Source organism: Streptomyces sp. SID486 (assembly GCF_009865385.1).
Taxonomy (GTDB): Bacteria; Actinomycetota; Actinomycetes; order Streptomycetales; family Streptomycetaceae; genus Streptomyces.
Genome location: NZ_WWJT01000387.1, coordinates 1 through 20,439 on the forward strand (window position 1 = coordinate 1; position 20,439 = coordinate 20,439).

Below are 20,439 nucleotides of genomic sequence, written 5' to 3' on the forward strand. Positions count from 1 at the left end.
CTGTCCCTAGTACGAGAGGACCGGGACGGACGAACCTCTGGTGTGCCAGTTGTTCTGCCAAGGGCATGGCTGGTTGGCTACGTTCGGGAGGGATAACCGCTGAAAGCATCTAAGCGGGAAGCCTGCTTCGAGATGAGTATTCCCACCTCCTTGAGAGGGTAAGGCTCCCAGTAGACGACTGGGTTGATAGGCCGGATCTGGAAGCCAGGTAACTGGTGGAGGTGACCGGTACTAATAGGCCGAGGGCTTGTCCTCAGTTGCTCGCGTCCACTGTGTTGGTTCTGAAACCACGAACAGCCCCACGTTGTCACAGCGTGGTGCGGCGTTCAGTTTCATAGTGTTTCGGTGGTCATAGCGTGAGGGAAACGCCCGGTTACATTCCGAACCCGGAAGCTAAGCCTCACAGCGCCGATGGTACTGCAGGGGGGACCCTGTGGGAGAGTAGGACGCCGCCGAACAAATTTTGGGAAAACCCCCGCATCTTCGATGCGGGGGTTTTCTGCGTTCCAGGCCCTTTTCCGCCGGACGCTCCGGCGGGAAACATGGCCGGATCGAGGGGCGGTCAGCTGTTCACAGCCGGCCTGCCGCTTTCAGTGCCAGATAGGCGTCCGCAAGCGCCGGTGCCAGATTCTCCGGGGTCTCGTCCACCACCGTCACCCCATGACGACGAAGCTGTTCCGCGGTGCGGCGACGCTCGTCCTGGGCCTGAGCCGCTGCTGCCGCCTCATAGACGGCGTCCGCATCGCCCCGGGCCTCAGCCATACGCGCGATGTACGGATCCGCCACTGAAGCGATCAGGACCGTGTGGCGTCGAGTCAGCTGGGCGAGCACGGGAAGCAGGCCCTGCTCCACCGGCGCGGCGTCCAGCGTCGTGAGGAGGACGATCAGGGAACGGCGAGGCGCCGTGCGCAGAGCGGTGGCGGTGAGACCCGGACCGTCCGTCTCCACGAGCTCCGGGTCGAGCGCCGCCATCGCGTCGACCAGGGAAGGCAGCACATCACCGGCCGACCGGCCCTGGACCAGGGCGCGGACCCGACGGTCGTAGGCCAGCAGCGCCACCCGATCGCCGGCGCGGGACGCCAGGGCCGCCAGCAGCAGGGCCGCGTCCATGGAAGCGTCCAGGCGCGGGGCGTCGCCGACCCGTCCGGCCGAGGTACGGCCTGTGTCCAGGACCAGCAGAATGTGCCGGTCACGTTCGGGACGCCAGGTGCGGACGGCGACGGCGGACTGGCGGGCCGTGGCACGCCAGTCGATCGAGCGGGTGTCGTCCCCGGGAACGTACTCGCGCAGGCTGTCGAACTCCGTTCCCTCACCGCGCGTCAGCATGCTGGTGCGGCCGTCGAGTTCGCGCAGCCGGGCGAGCTTCGACGGAAGGTGCTTGCGGCTGGCGAACGGGGGCAGGACGCGCACCGTCCAGGGCACCCGGTGTGCGCCCTGACGGGTGAACAGGCCGAGAGGGCCGTAGGAACGGATGGTCACGCGGTCGGCCTGGTGGTCTCCACGGCGCGTGGGACGCAGCCGGGTCGTCACGCGCCGGCGTTCGCCCGGGGGCACGGAGAGAAGGTGCCGGGACGCCTCGACCTCGGTGCCCGCCTGCCAGCTGCTGGGCGGCCAGGCGTCCCGCAGCCGGGCCCGCAGGGGGCGGCGGGACGGGTTGGTGACCGTGAGGGTGATGTCCGCGGTGTCACCGAGCCGGACGGAGGTGTCGCCGGAGCGGGTAAGCAGCAGACGGCGTACCGGAGCGGCCAGGGCGTAGTCGCAGGCGCAGGCCAGGGCCAGGGAGCCGTTGACCGTGAGGATGCCCGTCCAGCCCGGTTCCAGGATGCCGACGGGGACCGAGCCGAGAGCCGCGAGGAGGGCGGCGCGTCCGGTGAGCGCCATCAGCGGGGGACCGGGACGTGGGCGAGGATGGCGTTGAGGACCGCGTCGGCGGTCACGCCCTCCATCTCGGCCTCGGGGCGCAGTTGGACCCGGTGCCGCAGAGTGGGCAGGGCCAGGGCCTTCACGTCGTCGGGGATGACGTAGTCGCGGCCCGTCAGCCAGGCCCATGCGCGTGAGGTGGCCAGCAGGGCGGTGGCTCCGCGCGGGGAGACGCCCAGGGTGAAGGAGGGCGACTCCCGGGTCGCGCGGCAGATGTCCACGACGTAGGCGGTGATCTCGGGGGACACGGTCGTGCCGGCGACCGCGGCGCGGGCCGCTTCCAGGTCGGCGGGCCCCGCGACCGGGCGTACGCCGGCGGCGCGCAGGTCGCGCGGGTCGAAGCCGGATGCATGCCGGGTGAGGACGTCGATCTCGTCCTGCCGGGAGGGCAGAGGGATCGTCAGTTTGAGCAGGAAGCGGTCCAGTTGGGCTTCGGGTAGCGGGTAGGTGCCCTCGTACTCGACCGGGTTCTGGGTCGCGGCGACCAGGAACGGTTCGGGGAGCGGGCGGGGGGTGCCGTCGACCGTGACCTGGCGTTCTTCCATGGCTTCCAGAAGCGATGACTGAGTCTTCGGCGGGGTGCGGTTGATCTCGTCCGCGAGGAGGAGGTTGGTGAAGACCGGGCCTGGCTGGAAGGAGAACTCGGCGGTGCGGGTGTCGTAGACGAGGGAGCCGGTGATGTCGCTCGGCATCAGGTCCGGGGTGAACTGCACACGCTTGGTGTCGAGTTCCAGTGCGGATGCCAGGGCGCGGACGAGCAACGTTTTGGCGACTCCGGGGACTCCTTCCAGTAGTACGTGTCCACGGCAGAGCAGGGCGACGACGAGTCCGGTCACGGCGGGGTCCTGGCCGACCACGGCTTTGGCGATCTCGGCGCGCAGGGCTTCCAGAGAGGCGCGGGCGATACCCGGTTGCCCGCTGTGCCCGGCGTTGTCAGTGGTCGGGTCCGTCATGAACGGCGTACCTCTCTTTCGAGGGCGTCGAGTTGGTCGGTCAGTGCCATGAGGGCCGCGTCGTCACCGGGCGGCGGCCCGAAGAGGAGGGGGTGCAGAGCCTGTGCGTCGCCCGCGAGGCGCGTGGACAGGGCGGGGAGCAGGGCCTCGGGCGTGTGTGCCTGGGTGAGGGGGACGCCGGCGAGGGGGGCGAGGCGGGTGCGGGTGGCGGCGCGAAGAGCGGCGGCCGCGCGGTCGCGGGCCTTGGCCCTGCGGTAGAGGCGGGCCCGGCCCTCGGTGGTTTCGGAGGCGCGGATCGCGACGGGGAGTTCCTCTGCCACGAGGGGGCCGAAGCGGCGTGCCCGCCAGAAGGCGGCGAGGACCGCCGCGATGAAGAGCTGCAGGGTGGCCCAGAGCCATCCCGGGGGGAGCAGGTCGAAGAGGCTTTTCTGCTCGCCGGTTCCGGCGGCGGAGGCGTCCGAGAGCGAGGGGAGGTACCAGACCAGATGAGGGCGGGAGCCGAGGAGCTGAAGGGCGAGGGAGGCGTTGCCCTGCTCGTCGAGGCGGTCGTTGTAGAGGATGTCGGGCGCGCCGAGCACTACGGTGTCGCCGCCTGCGGAGGCCGCGGGGATGCGCAGAAGGGTGGCGAGGCGCTCGCTGGGGTAGCAGCGGTCGGCGTCGAGGTGGGTGGTGGTGTAGCGGAGGCCGCCGGTGGCGGCGGTGCCCGCGCGCCGGGCCTCGGGCAGGGTGCAGTGCGGGGCGAGCGTGGTGTCGTCGCTGGTGGCGGGGTCCGCCGTGACCCCGGGGGCGAGGCGTTCGACGGACCAGCTGCCGGCCGCGACCAGGACGGTGCGTCCGCCGGAAGCGGCGGTCGCCGTGTGCAGCTGGGTCTGCTGACGATGGGTCAGCAGGTCGGGTTCGGCGACCAGCAGAGTGGTGTCCGGGCCGGTGGCGGCGCGTGCCCCGCCGAGCGTGGTGACCACGCGCGTGGAGACGCCCCGCTCGCCGAGGAGTGCGGCGACGGCACGGCTGCCGTAGGGGTCGGCGGAGCGCGGGTCCAGCTCGCCGTGGTGGGCGGTGGAGCGTACGGCGGCCATGGCGACGGCCGCGGCCAGGATCAGGACGACGGCGAGGGTGATGCCTCGCGTCCGGGTCCACACCTGGCGGGCGGTGGGCGCGGTGGAGGTGGGCGTGGGCATGGCCCCGGTGGTCACTCGGCTGCCCCCTGGCGGGTGCTGCGGGCTGTGCCGGTGGTGCTGTCGGCGAGGGTGGGCCTGGTGCGTTCCAGGTCGTGGTCGAGTTCCGTGAGGCGGCGGTACGACTGCTCGCCGGCCCGCCGCCCGCCGTATGTGACGTCGTCGAACTCCCGGGCCGCGGCACGCAGTCGGTCCGCGTGCGCGGGGAGGACACGGCCGGCCTCGGCGGCTGCTTCGTCGGCGGTGCGGCCGGGGCGGGTGTCGAGCAGGGCGCGTTCCTCCAGGGAGCGGACGATGGCGCGCATGCGTTCCTGGACGGCCTGGTTCCAGTGGCCCTGGGCCGCGTGGGCCTCGCCGGCCGCGCGGTGGTGGGCGGCGCTGCGGGGACGCTCGGCGAAGAGGGCCGCGGCGGAGACGGCCCTGCGGTCGGGGGTGCCGAGGCGCCACCAGAGGGCGGCCAGGGCGGCGACGACGAAGAGGATCACGACGACCAGGCCGACCGTGCCGCCGGGCGTGGCCGAGGCGGCCGTGCCGAACAGCCGGTCGACCCAGTCCCAGAAGGCGTTCAGGGCGCGCTGGAGCAGGCTGGGATCGTTCTCGTGGTACATCCGCTTGGACAGCTCGCGCCGGGCCGCGTCCCGCGCGGGATCGCGCGGGACGGTCACCGGCGGTTCGTCCCCCGAGCCGGCCGCCAGGACGGCCCGGCCCGTCATGTGCGACAGCCGTCGTACGACCGTCGCGGCGGCGCCCGGTGGGACGGCGGCCGTGAGAACTCCCCCCGTGAGGCTCACCCCGTCAGCTCCCGGGGGCGGCGCCGGTGCCGTAGCCCTGGACGCCGGCGGCGCGGGCCAGTTCGAGGTCGAGGGCCTCGCGGCGGATGCGCTGGTCGATGTAGAGGAGCACGGTCACGCCGGCGCTGATCGGAAGGGTCAGCGTGGTGCCGACCACGGAGCCGATCCCCCGGATGATCAGGAACGTCCAGCCGACGTGTCCACCGTCGGTGGCGAGGAAGTCGGCCATGCCGTCGCCGCTCATGGCGGCGCCGATGACGGCGAAGGGGATGGTCACGACCGCCGAGACGATGCTGGTGATGAGCGCGGCGAGCAGCTGGATGCCGAAGACGCGCCACCAGGAGCCGCGGACCAGCTTGGCCGAGCGGCTCATGGACTTGCCGATGCCCTGGCGTTCCAGCATCAGGGCGGGGGCGGCCAGGTAGTAGCGGACGGCCAGCCACACCGCGACGACGGTGCCGGCGAGGATGCCCAGGGCGAACAGCGCGGTCCCGCCGGCGTCGCTGCCGCCGCCGAGCAGGATCAGCAGGCCCGGCAGTGCCCCGGCGACGATCACCCCGACGACGATGAGCCCGAGCAGGACGAGCAGACCGCACAGTTTCGGCAGCTGCGGACGGGCCTCGCGCCACGCTTCGCCGGTGCTGACCGGCCGGCCGAGCACGGCGCGGCTGGTGATGGTCGTGATCAGGGCGGTGGTGACGATGATGGCGGCTGCGGAGATCACCGTGACGAGGCCGGTGCCGATCATGGTGTCGCGAAGGGCGTGGAACGCCTCGTCGGGTGTGGCGGTCTCGCTGTCGAGGGAGGTCCGGCCGAGGGCGTCGTCGAGGACGAAGCCCTGCAGGAGGACCAGGCTGATCTCGGTGAGCAGGGCGACCACCAGCGAGATGCCGAGGACCGAGCGCCAGTGGGTGCGCATGGTGGAGACGGCGCCGTCGAGGATCTCGCCGACGCCGAGCGGCCGCAGCGGGATGACGCCGGGCTTGGCGGCGGGAGGCGGGCCGCCCCAGCCGCCGCCCCAGGCCGGGTAGCCGCCGTGACCGGCGGGCGGCCCGGCGTGACCGCCGGGGCCGCCGGGGTGCGGCCCGCCCCAGCCCGGGCCGGGGGGCGGTGGTGGTGGGGCCTGGCCGGGGCTCGGGGCACCGGTGGGCGCCGGCCACTGGCCGGGTGGCGGCTGCTCCTTGGACCACTTCACGCCTGGACCCTGCGCGTCCGCGCCCGGTTGCGGAGCGGGCTCGGTGGGGCCGGGGTGGTCTGCGGGCTCGGCGGGGCCGGACGCACCGGGTTCCCGCCCCTCGGACGACGGGGAGGATCCGGGCGAGGCCCAGCCCGGAGTGTCTGTCATCGAAGCTCCTTCTCGGTGCCCGTCCGCGGTCGCGGCGGCAGGTTGGCAGCCATCGTGCCATGGGCCGGTCATGAGGGGACTGGCCACGGTGACGGCCGGATGCCTTCAATTGTCCGCCGGATCCGGGGCAGACTGACGGCATGGCTGACCAGCAGGCGCGAACCGGTGAGGACAAGCGGCCGACCGAGATACCGGCGATCCGATGGGAGGAACCACCAGAAGGTCCCGTACTGGTCCTTCTCGACCAGACGAGACTCCCCGCCGAAGAGGTCGAGTTGGTGTGCACGGACGCGTCGGCGCTGGTGGAGGCGATCCGCTCGCTCGCCGTGCGCGGGGCGCCGCTGCTCGGGATCGCGGGGGCGTACGGCGTCGCGCTCGCCGCCGCGCGGGGCTTCGAGGTGTCCGAGGCGGCGCGGGCGCTCGAAGGGGCCAGGCCCACCGCGGTGAACCTGTCCGTCGGGGTGCGCCGGGCCGAGGCCGCGCACCAGGCGGAGCTGGTCAGAACCGGTGACCCGACCGCCGCCGCGGTGGCGGCGCTGGCCGCGGCGCGGGCGCTGCACCGGGAGGACGCCGAGGCCAGCACGCGGATGGCGGCCCACGGCCTGGCGCTGCTGGACGAGCTGCTGCCGGGCGGCGGGCACCGGATCCTGACCCACTGCAACTCCGGGTCGCTGGTCTCGGGCGGAGAGGGCACGGCGTTCGCGGTGGCCCTCGCCGCGCACCGGGAGGGGCGGCTGCGGCGGCTGTGGGTGGATGAGACGCGTCCGCTGCTGCAGGGAGCCCGCCTGACGGCGTACGAGGCGGCCCGTACCGGCATGGCGTACACGCTGCTCACCGACAACGCGGCGGGTTCGCTGTTCGCGGCGGGTGAGGTCGACGCGGTGCTGGTCGGGGCGGACCGGATCGCGGCGGACGGGTCGGTGGCCAACAAGGTGGGGAGCTATCCGCTCGCCGTGCTCGCCCGGTACCACCATGTGCCCTTCATCGTCGTGGCACCGGTGACCACGGTCGACCCGGACACCCCCGACGGGGCGTCCATCGAGGTGGAGCAGCGCCCCGGCTACGAGGTGACCGAGCTGATGGCGGCGCAGGGGCAGGCCGCGGGGCCCGGCGGCGGGGTTCCGGTGGCTCCGCTGGGGACGCAGGCGTACAACCCGGCGTTCGACGTGACGCCGCCGGAGCTGGTGACGGCCATCGTCACGGAGGAGGGAGCGGTTTCCCCCGTGACGGCCGGGGCTCTCGCGCAGCTGTGTGCCGGTACGCGCCAGGTGACGACCACCTGACGGGGCGGTGCCGGCTCGGCCGGCCGGTGCCGGGCCCGGCCCGGCCGGCTTGGTGATCCTCGAACTGGCCCACGGGAAGCTTTCCTTTCCCGTGGGCCAGGCTCGGGGAGGGGCCGCCGGGGACCTTGGCGGCCGCCGGGCGGTACGGCGCGGCGGCCCGGCCGCGCCCCGCCGGTGGTCGGTACGGCGTCCACTGACATCCTCGTGGGCGGACAGGGGCAGACAGTGACGGCTCCGTACGACTATCGTCACGGGCCAGTGAGCCTGCTCACCTGCACCTCTGTCGTCGTTACGAGAATGGGATGATGTCGTTTATGAAGGGACGAGTCCTTGTCGTCGACGACGACACCGCACTGGCCGAGATGCTCGGCATCGTGCTGCGTGGTGAAGGTTTTGAGCCGTCTTTCGTAGCCGACGGCGACAAGGCGCTGGCCGCTTTCCGTGAGAGCAAGCCCGACCTGGTGCTGCTCGACCTGATGCTGCCCGGGCGGGACGGCATCGAGGTGTGCCGGCTGATCCGGGCGGAGTCCGGTGTGCCGATCGTGATGCTCACGGCCAAGAGCGACACCGTCGATGTCGTCGTGGGCCTGGAGTCGGGTGCCGACGACTACATCGTCAAGCCGTTCAAGCCGAAGGAGCTGGTGGCCCGGATCCGGGCGCGGCTGCGCAGGTCTGAGGAACCGGCGCCGGAGCAGCTCACCATCGGTGACCTGGTCATCGATGTCGCCGGTCACTCGGTGAAGCGGGAGGGGCAGTCCATCGCGCTGACGCCGCTGGAGTTCGACCTGCTGGTCGCGCTCGCGCGCAAGCCGTGGCAGGTGTTCACGCGTGAGGTGCTGCTGGAGCAGGTGTGGGGCTACCGGCACGCTGCCGACACGCGCCTGGTCAACGTGCACGTCCAGCGGCTGCGCTCCAAGGTCGAGAAGGACCCGGAGCGGCCGGAGATCGTGGTGACCGTCCGTGGTGTCGGTTACAAGGCCGGACCGAGCTGACATGTCCGGGGACAGTGCCGCTTCGGCTCCCGGCGGGTCCGGGACCCGGCCGGGGCGGCCTGTCGGCCGGGCCGCGGGTGCGCGTTTCAGGAGGCTGTTCGAGGGCGGGCTGCTGCGGGGCGGGGTCCAGGGCAGTCCGGTCCTGCGGCTGTTCCTGCGCTGGATACGTCGTCCGCTGCTGCCGGTGATGCGGCTGTGGCGGCGCAACATCCAGCTCAGGGTCGTCGCCACCACCTTGCTGATGTCGCTGGGTGTCGTTCTCCTGCTGGGCTTCGTCGTGATCGGGCAGGTGCGCAACGGCCTGCTGGACGCCAAGGTGAAGGCGTCGCAGAGCCAGGCCACGGGCGGGTTCGCGGTGGCCAAGCAGCGGGCCGACGAGGCGGCCTCCGGGACCGGTGCCGCCGGCGGGACCGCCACCGGGGACGGCACGACGACCGCGGACGGACGGCAGTCGCAGAACGTCATCCAGTGGATGAGCGACCTCGTGGAGTCGCTGGCCAGCGGTGGCGCGGGAGCCTTCGACGTGGTGACGCTGCCCGTCGGCGACGACAGCGGCGGCGGGCGCAGTCCCCGCGGTTCCGGGAACGTCAACCCGACCTCCAGCGTGCCCGCCGATCTGCGCGAGCGGGTCAACGGCGGTACAACGGCCGTGCAGAGCAACACGCGGATCAGTTACTTCGGTGGCAGGGAGTCGCAGCCGGGCCTGGTCATCGGCAAGCAGGTCAACGACCCCAACGGCCGCCCGTACGAGTTGTACTACCTCTTCCCGCTCACGCAGGAGGAGAAGTCCCTGAGCCTGGTCAAGGGCACGCTCGCCACGGCCGGGCTGTTCGTCGTCGTCCTGCTGGGCGCCATCGCCTGGCTGGTGGTGCGGCAGGTCGTCACGCCGGTGCGGATGGCGGCCGGGATCGCGGAACGGCTGTCCGCCGGCCGGTTGCAGGAGCGGATGAAGGTCACCGGCGAGGACGACATCGCGCGCCTGGGTGAGGCCTTCAACAAGATGGCGCAGAACCTCCAGGTGAAGATCCAGCAGATGGAGGATCTGTCGCGGATGCAGCGGCGGTTCGTCTCCGACGTCTCGCACGAGCTGCGCACCCCGCTGACCACCGTCCGGATGGCCGCCGACGTCATCCACGAGGCCCGCGAGGACTTCGACCCGGTGACCGCGCGGTCGGCCGAACTGCTCGCCGACCAGCTGGACCGGTTCGAGTCCCTGCTCGCGGACCTGCTGGAGATCAGCCGGTTCGACGCCGGTGCCGCGGCGCTGGAGGCGGAGCCGATAGACCTCAGGGAGGTCGTCCGGCGGGTGGTGAGCGGCGCCGAGCCGCTCGCCGAGCGCAAGGGCACGCATCTGAGGGTGCTCGGTGACCAGCAGCCCGTCGTCGCCGAGGCGGACGCCCGCCGCGTCGAGCGGGTGCTGCGCAACCTCGTCGTCAACGCGGTCGAGCACGGCGAGGGCAAGGACGTCGTCGTCAAGCTCGCCGCCGCGGGCGGGGCCGTGGCCGTCGCGGTGCGGGACTACGGCGTCGGCCTGAAGCCCGGGGAGGCCACCCGGGTCTTCAGCCGCTTCTGGCGGGCCGACCCGGCACGCGCGCGTACCACCGGAGGTACGGGCCTCGGGCTGTCGATCGCCCTGGAGGACGCCCGGCTGCACGGCGGCTGGCTGCAGGCGTGGGGAGAGCCGGGCGGCGGTTCGCAGTTCCGGCTGACACTGCCCAGGACCGCGGACGAGCCGCTGCGGGGCTCGCCCATACCGCTGGAGCCCAAGGACTCGCGCCGCAACCGCGGCCTGGACGACGCCGGGCTGCCGGGCGGGGACGAGGAGAAGCGGGCGACCGTTCCGGTGCAGCACACCGGCACCTCCGCGTCCGCGCTGCCGCCGCGGGCACATATCGCGCCGCGGCTGTCCGGGGCGACCCCCGCCACCGATCCGACCGCGCTGCCCGGCAACGGCAACGGCGCGCGCGTGGTGTCCCGCCCGGCCGGTGGCGCACCGCGTCCGGGCGATGGGGCGCGTTCGGGTGACGGCCCGCGTCCGGGTGACGGGTCGCGTCCGGTTGACGGGTCGGCCGTGCGGCCGGCGCCGCCGACGCACCAGGACCGGCCGGGAGCCGGCACGCCGGAGGACTCGACCGAGCCTGGGGAGGCATTTCGTGGCCGCTGACCGCACGGGGGGCGCACGGCGGCGGCCGGGGCGCGCGGTGGCGTACGCCGCTCTGGGTGTCGTACTGCTGGCCGGTTGCGCCTCGATGCCCGACAGCGGGGACCTGCGGGATGTGGAGTCCACGCCGCGGCAGGACACCGGGGTGAGGGTGTTCGCCATGCCGCCGGCCGACGGCGCCGGCCCCGGGGAGATCATGCAGGGCTTCCTCGAGGCGCTGACCAGCGACGACCCGCAGTACGACACGGCCCGCAAGTACCTGACGACGGACGTGGCGCACGCCTGGCGGCCGGAGCGGTCGACCACGGTCCTCGCGAACGGGCCGAGCATCGAGACGGACTGCGGACCGGGCGGCCGGGAGGAGACGAACAGCGTCACTTGTGTGCTGGCCGGCAGCCGGGTCGCCACGGTCGACGCCCAGCAGGCGTACCAGCCCGCGGGCGGCTCCTACCGGGAGAAGCTGCACCTGACGAAGGACCGCAAGAGCGGGCAGTGGCGCATCGACGGACTGCCCGACGGCGTCGTGATGGGCAAGTCGGACTTCCAGCGGAACTACACGCCGGTCGACAAGTACTACTTCGCCTCCGACACGGCCGTAGGCGCCGGCGGGCAGCCGGTGGCGGTCGCCGACCCGGTGTTCGTGCGCGGCAAGGTGGACGCGATGACCGAGATGGTCCGTTCGCTGCTGAAGGGACCCACCGCCTGGCTCGGGCCGGTGGTCAGGTCCAGTTTCCCGACCGGTACGGCGCTGCGGAAGGGTGTGTCCGGGCTGGCTCCGGACGACCAGAACAGGCTGACCGTCCCCTTGAACCTCAAGGCGTCCCGGGTCGCGGCGGGCAAGTGCACCGAGATGGCGACGCAGATGCTGTTCACCCTGCGGAACCTCGCGCCGACGCTGGAGTCCGTCGAACTGCTGGGCACGGGCGACGACCGGCTGTGCGAACTGACCGACGAGCGTGCCGAGTCCGAGGCCTGGCACGGGTCGTCCAAGCGGCCCGAGTACGTGTACTTCATCGACGGCAAGCGCCGGGTGGTGCGGATGCCGACGACGAGCACGGGCACCGCCTCCGTACCGGTGCCCGGTCCGCTGGGTGAGGGCGGCAAGGGGCTGCGGTCGGTGGCGGTGTCGCGGGACGAGCACACCGCGGCCGGGGTCGGTGACGAGGGCAGGTCGCTGTACGTGACCTCGCTGGCGTCGGGTGGCTCCTACGGCCAGGCGCTGGTGACCAGCACTGGTGCGACCACCGCCGACCGGCTGACCACGCCGAGCTGGGACGCCCGCGGCGACCTGTGGGTGGCCGACAGCGACCCGCGCCGGACCCGCCTGTTCGTGCTGGAGCAGGGGGTCGCGAAACCGGAGCAGGTCGCCGTCCCGGACCTGTCCGGCCAGATCAAGGACGCGCGCGTGGCCGCCGACGGGGCGCGGATCGCGCTGGTCGTGGAGAAGGACGGCAAGCAGTCGCTGTTCATCGGCAGGATCCAGCGCGACGACGGGACCGGGCAGGGCATCTCAGTGGACGGCCTGCGGTCGGCGACACCGGACCTGGAGAAGGTCAGCGCCATCTCCTGGGCGGGGGACAGCAGGCTGCTCGTCGGCGGCCAAGAGCAGGGGGGCGTGCAGCAGATGCGGTACGTCCAGGTCGACGGGTCCACGCTGGACGGCCCGGCACCGGGCGCGCTGACGAGCGTCAAGGCGATCGCCGCGTCCGAGGACGAGCGGGTACCGCTGGTGGCCTACTCGGAGGACGGGATCGTCCGCCTGCCGTCCGGCGCGCAGTGGCAGAAGGTCGACAAGGACGGGACGGCGCCGGTCTATCCGGGCTGACGGCGCGTGCGGGGGCCGGTGGGTCCTTCGGCAAGGGAGATGCATCGGGTTTCTCCCACAGCCCGTTGTCCCCAGGCCGCTCAGGCTGCTGTCCACAGGCCGTTGCCCCCAGGCCGTTGTCCACAGGCCGTTGTCCACAGGGGTGGCCGGCCGGCGGACGCACGGGCACAGTGGTGGTCATGCGGGGGTGGTGGCAGGACCTCACCGACCTGGTGCTTCCGGCCGACTGCGCGGGCTGCGGCGCACCGCGTACGGCGCTCTGTCCGCGATGCCGGGGGATGCTGGACGGGCGCCGGCCACGGCGGGCGCGGCCGGAGCCGGAGCCGGCCGGGCTGCCGGTGGTGCACGCCGTGGCTCCGTACGCGGCGGAGGTGCGTGAGCTGCTGCTCGCGCACAAGGAGCGGGGCGCGCTGGCGCTGGCAGGACCACTGGGCACGGCGCTGGCGGGGGCCGTGCGGGCGGGCCTTGGCGCGGATGCCGGACCTGGGACCGGACCCGGATCCGTGCTGCTGGTTCCGGTGCCCTCCGCCCGGTGGGCCGTGCGGGCGCGTGGGCACGACCCGGTGCGGCGGATGGCGCTCGCGGCGGCCGGGGAACTGCGGCGCACCGGGACGCCGGCCAGGGTGGCGTCCGTGCTGCGTCAGCGCAGGGCCGTGGCGGACCAGGCGGGGCTGGACGCGCGGCGGCGCCTGGCGAACCTCGGCGGGGCGCTGGAGGTGACCGCGGCAGGCGGCCGGCTGCTCGGCGCGGGCCGGGCGGTGCTGGTCGACGACCTCATGACGACGGGGGCCACTCTCGCGGAGGCGGCGCGGGCACTGCGGGAAGCGGCGGTATCGCGTCCCGCGGACAGAACGGTCGTGTACCGGGCCATAACGCGGGAAGGTAGGGGAGAACGACTGATCGGCGTACGGCCGCAGGAGAGGGAGTGGATGCATGATGCACCGGAAAAGGGGGCGCCGAACGCTCTCGGACGGATGCTTCATGCCGCCGTGATCGCCGCTCCTCGCGATTCTTTCGAAATGAACAGGAACTGATCGCCGACCGGCATCGTTGCTGGTGGTGAGAGGGGCAATTCACCTGAACGGAGGTACGCCGCAGTAGAGGGTGACGACATCCGTCCGGGCGAGATATGTTCGGTTGTGAGGAAAGGCGCAGGCCACACCTCGTATATCCGAATGCCGTGCTGCGGGTTTGTGCAATCACCCGCACCGGTGGGGTGGAGATCTCGCCCATGGGGGAGGAGGAGGTGGAAGTCACCGAGTCCGAGGTCCGGTGATCACCGGACCTGGTGCGAAAGGGAGACGCTCCGCCGACGCAGCGGAGCGATCCGGGAACGGAGTTCTGCGTGGACATCGTCGTCAAGGGCCGCAAGACCGAGGTGCCCGAGCGGTTCCGCAAGCACGTGGCCGAGAAGCTGAAGCTGGAGAAGATCCAGAGGCTCGATGCCAAGGTGATCAGCCTCGACGTCGAGGTGTCCAAGGAGCCGAACCCGCGACAGGCCGACCGCTGTGACCGAGTGGAGATCACGCTCCGCTCCCGCGGTCCGGTGATCCGGGCGGAGGCAGCGGCCAGTGACCCGTACGCCGCACTCGACATGGCAGCGGAAAAGCTGGACGCCCGGCTGCGCAAGCAGCACGACAAGCGGTTCTCGCGCCGAGGCGCGCGTCGGATCCCGGCGGCGGAGGTCGCCGACCACGTCCCGGACGCGGCGACACTGGACGGCAACGGCGTTCCCGTCCACGACGAGGACACGGACGGAGTGCCGACCAAGAAGATCGGCTCGCTGGAGGTCAAGGGCGAAGGGCCCCTCGTCGTCCGCGAGAAGACCCACGTCGCCTCCCCGATGAGCCTCGACCAGGCCCTCTACGAGATGGAACTGGTCGGCCACGACTTCTACTTGTTCGTCGACTCCGAGACGAAGGAACCGAGCGTCGTCTACCGGCGGCACGCCTACGACTACGGCGTGATCCACCTCAGCACGGACCCGATGGTCACTGACGCGCAGGCCGCCACGGCGGGCGGCACGCTGGGCGGCTGACCCGCCCGGCCGAAGCTGAGCCGGTGCCCCTGGAGCGCGCGTGCGCCCCCAGGGGCACCGGTGTGCGACCACTTCGCGCCCCGCGCGGCACCTCGGTGCCGCCCAGGCATGGAATCATGGCCGCACCGGCCCAACCGGTGGGCCGCTGCCTTGGGTTGGCGATGGCACAGGACCACAGGCCACAGCCTTCAGGGGGAGGAACGATGGCGGACACCTTCGGACCGATGCGGGACAGGGGCGCCGACGACGATGTCATCGGCAGGGGCCCGGACGCGGGCACGTCCCGCGTGGAGCCGATCAGAGTCCTGGTGGTGGACGACCACGCCCTCTTCCGGCGCGGCCTGGAGATCGTGCTGAAGGCCGAGGAGGACATCCAGGTCGTCGGCGAGGCGGGGGACGGCGCCGAGGCCGTCGACAAGGCCGCCGACCTGCTGCCCGACATCGTGCTGATGGACGTCCGCATGCCCAAGCGCGGCGGGATCGAGGCATGCACCTCCATCAAGGAGGTCGCGCCCAGCGCGAAGATCATCATGCTGACGATAAGCGACGAGGAGGCCGACCTCTACGACGCGATCAAGGCGGGCGCGACCGGATACCTCCTCAAGGAGATCTCGACCGACGAGGTGGCCACCGCCATCCGTGCGGTGGCCGACGGGCAGTCGCAGATCAGCCCGTCGATGGCGTCGAAACTCCTCACCGAGTTCAAGTCGATGATCCAGCGCACCGACGAGCGCCGGCTCGTGCCCGCGCCCCGGCTGACCGACCGGGAGCTGGAGGTCCTCAAGCTCGTCGCCACGGGCATGAACAACCGGGACATCGCCAAGGAGCTGTTCATCTCCGAGAACACCGTGAAGAACCACGTCCGCAACATCCTGGAGAAACTGCAGCTGCACTCCCGGATGGAAGCCGTGGTCTACGCGATGCGGGAGAAGATCCTGGAGATCCGCTAGCGCCTGCCGCGGCCTATCCGAGGAGGACGGCGAGTTCCCTGGCGAGGGGTTCGCGCAGCTCGGGTGCGTCCGTGCGCTCGACGCGGACGTTCGTGCAGTCCACCCAGGTCGCCGCCTCCACCAAGGCCTGCGCGACCGCCGGGACCGCCTTGGGGCCGTCCAGGGTGACCTGCCTGGCCACCAGCGTGCGGCCCTCGCGGGCCGGGTCGACACGGCCGACCAGCCGGCCGCCGGCGAGCACCGGCATCGCGAAGTAGCCGTGGACCCGCTTGGGCTTGGGGACGTACGCCTCCAGCCGGTGGGTGAAGCCGAAGATCCGCTCCGTGCGCGCCCGCTCCCAGATCAGGGAGTCGAACGGGGACAGCAGGGTGGTGCGGTGCCGGCCGCGCGGCGGCGTCGCCAGCGCGACCGGGTCGGCCCAGGCCGGCTTGGACCAGCCCTCGACCTCGACCGGCACCAGGCCCGAGTCGGCGATCACCGCGTCGACCTGCTCGGCCTTGAGGCGGTGGTAGTCGGCGATGTCCGCGCGCGTGCCGACGCCGAGCGACTCACCCGCCAGCCGGACCAGACGGCGCAGGCACTCGGCGTCGTCCAGGTCGTCGTGCAGCAGTGCGGCGGGGACGGCGCGCTCGGCGAGGTCGTACACCCGCTTCCACCCGCGCCGCTCCACGCACACCACCTCGCCGTACATCAGCGCCCGCTCCACGGCGACCTTGGTGCCCGACCAGTCCCACCAGTCGCTCGTCTTCTTCGCACCGCCCAGCTCCGTGGCGGTCAGCGGCCCTTCGGTGCGCAGCTGCTTGACGACCTGCTCGTAGACGCCCTCGGGGAGTTCGTGGTGCCAGTGCGGGCGGTCGCGGTAGGCGCGGCGGCGGAACGCGAAGTGCGGCCACTCCTCGATGGGCAGGATGCAGGCCGCGTGCGACCAGTACTCGAAGGCGTGCGTGTCCGTCCAGTACGCCTCCTGCACGGCCCGGCGGCCGACCGCGCCGAGCCTGGCGTACGGCACCAGCTCGTGGGAGCGGGCGAGGACCGAGATCGTGTCGAGCTGGACGGCGCCGAGGTGGCGCAGCACTCCCCGGACGCCCGCGCGCCGGTCGGGCGCGCCGAGCAGGCCCTGGGCCCGCAGCACGATCCGGCGGGCGTCGTCCGCGGTGAGGTTGGTGGCGGGGCGCGGCAGGGTCGTCATGCGTCGGACGATAGAGGGTGGCACTGACAGCCCGCGACGGGCTGCGCGTCCGCGGTGGCGCGGACCGGGCGCCGGCGGTCCGGCGGGCTCAGGTGCGCGCGGGCAGATACGGGGCGGTGGAGGGCAGACCCAGGTCCGAGGGGAGCAGGGAGCCGATCCAGCAGTCGCGGCGCACCCCCTTGTTGTTGAGCCCGGAACGCAGGGTGCCCTCGACGGTGAAGCCCGCGCGTTCGGCCACCGCGCGGGAGGCGTGGTTGCCGACCTCGGCCCGCCACTCCACCCGGTCGACACCGACCTCGGTGAAGATCCACCGGCAGGCGGTGAGCGTGGCCTCCACGACGTACCCGTGACCGCGGTGCTCCTTGGCGGTCCAGAAGCCGACCTCCGCGGTGCCCAGCGAGCGCATCATGAGGGCGAGCATGCCGACCAGCACCCCGCCCGTGAAGACGCCGAAGGTGAACATCGACCCCTGTGACCATCCCTCGGGGGCCTGCTGCCCGGTGAAGCCGACCGCGTGCTCGGGCAGGTAGGGCGACGGGATCGTCGTCCAGCGCTGGATGTCGGGGTCCTGCGCGGCCTGGTACACCGCGTCGGTGTCGCCGGGGCCGACCGGGCGCAGCAGGAGACGGTCCGTGGTGAGCGTGACGGGTTCCATCGCCCGATTCTGCTCGGACCGCCGGTGCGGAGTCATGTGTTTTCGCGATGCGTGAGCGGGTGATCACATTTCGCTCAATTCCTCGCGCCGAAGCGGCACCATCCGGCTTCCCCGCCCGTTGACCCGGGTGAAGCGGCCGTCGGGCCGCCAGGCCCTCCCGACACGGCCGGGTCCTCGCATACGATGGCCGTTGCTCAGTACGTCACATGGAAAACCGACCGTCCCAGGCCCGACCGGCAAGGAGACCAGCCCCCGTGTCCGTCCTCTCGAAGATCATGCGTGCAGGCGAAGGCAAGATCCTGCGCAAGCTGCACCGCATCGCGGACCAGGTCAACTCCATCGAAGAGGACTTCGTCGACCTCTCCGACGCCGAGCTGCGGGCCCTCACCGATGAGTACAAGCAGCGGTACGCCGACGGTGAGAGTCTGGACGACCTGCTCCCCGAGGCCTTCGCCACCGTGCGCGAGGCCGCCAAGCGCGTCCTCGGACAGCGCCACTACGACGTGCAGATGATGGGCGGCGCCGCGCTCCACCTCGGCTACGTGGCCGAGATGAAGACCGGTGAGGGCAAGACCCTCGTCGGCACCCTGCCCGCGTACCTGAACGCCCTGTCCGGTGACGGCGTCCACATCGTCACGGTCAACGACTACCTGGCCGAGCGCGACTCCGAGATGATGGGCCGCGTCCACAAGTTCCTGGGCCTCGAGGTCGGCTGCATCCTCGCCAGCATGACCCCGGCCCAGCGCCGCGAGCAGTACGCGTGCGACATCACCTACGGCACGAACAACGAGTTCGGCTTCGACTACCTGCGCGACAACATGGCGTGGTCGAAGGACGAGCTGGTGCAGCGCGGCCACAACTTCGCCATCGTCGACGAGGTCGACTCCATCCTCATCGACGAGGCCCGTACGCCGCTGATCATCTCCGGTCCGGCCGACCAGGCCACCAAGTGGTACGGCGACTTCGCCAAGCTGGTCACGCGTCTCAAGCGCGGCGAGGCCGGCAACCCGCTCAAGGGCATCGAGGAGACCGGCGACTACGACGTCGACGAGAAGAAGCGCACGGTCGCCATCCACGAGTCCGGCGTGGCCAAGGTCGAGGACTGGCTGGGCATCGACAACCTCTACGAGTCGGTGAACACCCCCCTCGTGGGCTACCTGAACAACGCGATCAAGGCCAAGGAGCTGTTCAAGCGCGACAAGGACTACGTCGTCATCGACGGCGAGGTCATGATCGTCGACGAGCACACCGGCCGTATCCTCGCCGGCCGCCGCTACAACGAGGGCATGCACCAGGCGATCGAGGCGAAGGAAGGGGTGGACATCAAGGACGAGAACCAGACGCTCGCCACGATCACCCTGCAGAACTTCTTCCGCCTCTACAACAAGCTCTCCGGCATGACCGGTACGGCGATGACCGAGGCCGCCGAGTTCCACCAGATCTACAAGCTCGGCGTGGTCCCGATCCCGACCAACAGGCCGATGGTCCGCGCCGACCAGTCGGACCTGATCTACCGCACCGAGGTGGCCAAGTTCGAGGCGGTCGTCGACGACATCGCCGAGAAGCACGAGAAGGGCCAGCCGATCCTCGTCGGCACGACCTCCGTCGAGAAGTCGGAGTACCTCTCGCAGCAGCTCAGCAAGCGCGGCATCCAGCACGAGGTGCTGAACGCCAAGCACCACGAGCGTGAGGCGTCGATCGTCGCGCAGGCCGGCCGCAAGGGCGCGGTGACCGTGGCCACCAACATGGCCGGCCGTGGTACGGACATCAAGCTCGGCGGCAACCCCGACGACCTCGCCGAGGCGGAGCTGCGCCAGCGTGGCCTCGACCCCGAGGAGCACATCGAGGAGTGGGCCGCGGCCCTGCCCGCCGCGCTGGAGAAGGCCGAGCAGGCGGTCAAGGCCGAGTTCGAGGAGGTCAAGGAGCTCGGCGGCCTCTACGTCCTCGGCACCGAGCGGCACGAGTCGCGGCGTATCGACAACCAGCTGCGCGGCCGTTCCGGCCGTCAGGGCGACCCGGGCGAGTCCCGCTTCTACCTCTCCCTCGGCGACGACCTGATGCGGCTGTTCAAGGCCCAGATGGTCGAGCGCGTGATGTCCATGGCCAACGTGCCGGACGACGTGCCGATCGAGAACAAGATGGTCACGCGCGCGATCGCGTCCGCGCAGGGCCAGGTGGAGACGCAGAACTTCGAGACCCGCAAGAACGTCCTGAAGTACGACGAGGTGCTCAACCGGCAGCGCGAGGTCATCTACGGTGAGCGCCGCCGCGTCCTGGAGGGCGAGGACCTGCACGAGCAGGTGCAGCACTTCATGGACGACACGATCGACGCGTACATCCAGGCCGAGACCTCCGAGGGTTTCCCCGAGGACTGGGACCTGGACCGGCTGTGGGGCGCCTTCAAGCAGCTCTACCCGGTGAAGGTCACCGTCGAGGAGCTGGAGGACGCGGCCGGCGACCGGGCCGGTCTGACCGCCGAGTTCATCTCGGAGTCCATCAAGGAGGACATCCACCAGCAGTACGAGGCCCGCGAGGCGCAGCTCGGCTCCGAGATCATGCGTGAGCTGGAGCGCCGGGTCGTGCTGTCGGTCCTGGACCGCAAGTGGCGCGAGCACCTTTACGAGATGGACTACCTCCAGGAGGGCATCGGCCTGCGCGCGATGGCGCAGAAGGACCCGCTGGTGGAGTACCAGCGCGAGGGCTTCGACATGTTCACCGCGATGATGGACGGCATCAAGGAGGAGTCCGTCGGCTACCTGTTCAACCTGGAGGTCCAGGTCGAGCAGCAGGTCGAGGAGGTCCCGGTGGAGGAGGCCGCGCCGGCCGGCGAGGGCGTCCAGGACACGGTGCCCACGCAGGCGGGTGCGCGTCCGGAGATCCGCGCCAAGGGGCTGGACGTCCCGCAGCGCCGGGACCTGCACTTCTCCGCGCCGACGGTGGACGGCGAGGGCGGCATCGTCGAGCGGGACCTGGAGGACGACGAGCCGGTGCGGTCCGAGTCGGACGGCCTGACGCGGGCCGAGCGGCGTCGGCAGGCGAAGGGCGGCCGGCGCCGCAAGAAGTAGGCAGGCGCCGCAGCGGGTCGTACGCAGGGCCGGGTCCCCTTTCCGGGGGCCCGGCCCTGCGCGTCGCCCGGCGGGGGGCTCCGCGCGCGGGCCCGGC

The 20,439-nt window shown here is 71.7% G+C and carries 15 protein-coding genes and 2 rRNA genes; 10 read left to right on the forward strand and 7 right to left on the reverse strand.

The features are described from left to right. Together GT045_RS18110 and rrf are read left to right on the forward strand one after the other, a co-directional pair. Nucleotides 1-255: ribosomal RNA gene (locus tag GT045_RS18110) — 23S ribosomal RNA — on the forward strand; the annotation flags it as partial. Nucleotides 256-341: 86 nt separating this feature from the next. Beyond that, nucleotides 342-458: ribosomal RNA gene (rrf, locus tag GT045_RS18115) — 5S ribosomal RNA — on the forward strand. Nucleotides 459-570: 112 nt separating this feature from the next. Here rrf and GT045_RS18120 read toward each other — a convergent pair. From GT045_RS18120 to GT045_RS18140, 5 genes are all read right to left on the reverse strand, one after another. Then, complete coding sequence (locus GT045_RS18120) at nucleotides 571-1,881, reverse strand: DUF58 domain-containing protein (protein WP_161291635.1); 1,311 nt, start codon at nucleotides 1,879-1,881, stop codon at nucleotides 571-573. Next, nucleotides 1,881-2,873: a MoxR family ATPase gene (locus tag GT045_RS18125; RefSeq protein WP_161291637.1), complete on the reverse strand. Its 993-nt coding sequence runs from the start codon at nucleotides 2,871-2,873 to the stop codon at nucleotides 1,881-1,883. The genes GT045_RS18120 and GT045_RS18125 overlap by 1 nt, the downstream gene beginning before the upstream one ends. Beyond that, on the reverse strand, nucleotides 2,870-4,051 hold the full coding sequence (locus GT045_RS18130) for a DUF4350 domain-containing protein (protein WP_202528389.1): 1,182 nt from the start codon (nucleotides 4,049-4,051) through the stop codon (nucleotides 2,870-2,872). The genes GT045_RS18125 and GT045_RS18130 overlap by 4 nt, the downstream gene beginning before the upstream one ends. A gap of 11 nt (nucleotides 4,052-4,062) precedes the next feature. Further along, nucleotides 4,063-4,761, reverse strand: a complete 699-nt coding sequence (locus GT045_RS18135) for a DUF4129 domain-containing protein (protein WP_202528401.1) — start codon at nucleotides 4,759-4,761, stop codon at nucleotides 4,063-4,065. An 82-nt stretch (nucleotides 4,762-4,843) separates the two neighbouring features. After that, the gene (locus tag GT045_RS18140; RefSeq protein ID WP_161334806.1) at nucleotides 4,844-6,184 is read right to left on the reverse strand and encodes a glycerophosphoryl diester phosphodiesterase membrane domain-containing protein; all 1,341 of its coding nucleotides are present in this window, start codon (nucleotides 6,182-6,184) and stop codon (nucleotides 4,844-4,846) included. A gap of 140 nt (nucleotides 6,185-6,324) precedes the next feature. Here GT045_RS18140 and mtnA point away from each other — a divergent pair, with 140 nt between their 5' ends. From mtnA to GT045_RS18175, 7 genes are all read left to right on the forward strand, one after another. Further along, nucleotides 6,325-7,467, forward strand: coding sequence for an S-methyl-5-thioribose-1-phosphate isomerase (gene mtnA / locus GT045_RS18145; RefSeq protein WP_161334807.1), 1,143 nt, complete (start codon nucleotides 6,325-6,327; stop codon nucleotides 7,465-7,467). A 302-nt stretch (nucleotides 7,468-7,769) separates the two neighbouring features. After that, nucleotides 7,770-8,459 carry a two-component system response regulator MtrA gene (gene mtrA, locus GT045_RS18150; protein WP_199210776.1) on the forward strand — a complete coding sequence of 230 codons (690 nt, stop codon included), beginning with the start codon at nucleotides 7,770-7,772 and terminating at the stop codon, nucleotides 8,457-8,459. Between the two features lies 1 nt (nucleotide 8,460). Further along, the gene (gene mtrB, locus GT045_RS18155; RefSeq protein WP_202528391.1) at nucleotides 8,461-10,623 is read left to right on the forward strand and encodes an MtrAB system histidine kinase MtrB; all 2,163 of its coding nucleotides are present in this window, start codon (nucleotides 8,461-8,463) and stop codon (nucleotides 10,621-10,623) included. After that, nucleotides 10,613-12,445, forward strand: a complete 1,833-nt coding sequence (locus GT045_RS18160) for an LpqB family beta-propeller domain-containing protein (RefSeq protein ID WP_345942680.1) — start codon at nucleotides 10,613-10,615, stop codon at nucleotides 12,443-12,445. Before mtrB ends, GT045_RS18160 begins: the two co-directional genes overlap by 11 nt. Nucleotides 12,446-12,624: 179 nt before the next feature. Next, nucleotides 12,625-13,479 carry a ComF family protein gene (locus GT045_RS18165; RefSeq protein WP_161334808.1) on the forward strand — a complete coding sequence of 285 codons (855 nt, stop codon included), beginning with the start codon at nucleotides 12,625-12,627 and terminating at the stop codon, nucleotides 13,477-13,479. Between the two features lie 311 nt (nucleotides 13,480-13,790). Then, entirely contained in the window at nucleotides 13,791-14,483 is a 693-nt protein-coding gene (raiA, locus tag GT045_RS18170) for a ribosome-associated translation inhibitor RaiA (RefSeq protein WP_161291572.1), read from the forward strand. A 203-nt stretch (nucleotides 14,484-14,686) separates the two neighbouring features. Beyond that, nucleotides 14,687-15,433 carry a response regulator transcription factor gene (locus tag GT045_RS18175; protein ID WP_161291574.1) on the forward strand — a complete coding sequence of 249 codons (747 nt, stop codon included), beginning with the start codon at nucleotides 14,687-14,689 and terminating at the stop codon, nucleotides 15,431-15,433. 13 nt (nucleotides 15,434-15,446) lie between these two features. Here the strand turns inward: GT045_RS18175 and GT045_RS18180 are convergent, their stop codons facing one another. Both GT045_RS18180 and GT045_RS18185 read right to left on the reverse strand, forming a co-directional pair. Continuing rightward, nucleotides 15,447-16,622, reverse strand: a complete 1,176-nt coding sequence (locus tag GT045_RS18180; protein WP_161291576.1) for a crosslink repair DNA glycosylase YcaQ family protein — start codon at nucleotides 16,620-16,622, stop codon at nucleotides 15,447-15,449. Nucleotides 16,623-16,710: 88 nt separating this feature from the next. Next, nucleotides 16,711-17,277, reverse strand: a complete 567-nt coding sequence (locus GT045_RS18185) for a GNAT family N-acetyltransferase (protein WP_161291578.1) — start codon at nucleotides 17,275-17,277, stop codon at nucleotides 16,711-16,713. A 254-nt stretch (nucleotides 17,278-17,531) separates the two neighbouring features. Here GT045_RS18185 and secA point away from each other — a divergent pair, with 254 nt between their 5' ends. Continuing rightward, nucleotides 17,532-20,342, forward strand: coding sequence for a preprotein translocase subunit SecA (gene secA, locus GT045_RS18190; RefSeq protein WP_161334809.1), 2,811 nt, complete (start codon nucleotides 17,532-17,534; stop codon nucleotides 20,340-20,342). Nucleotides 20,343-20,439 lie beyond the last annotated feature (97 nt).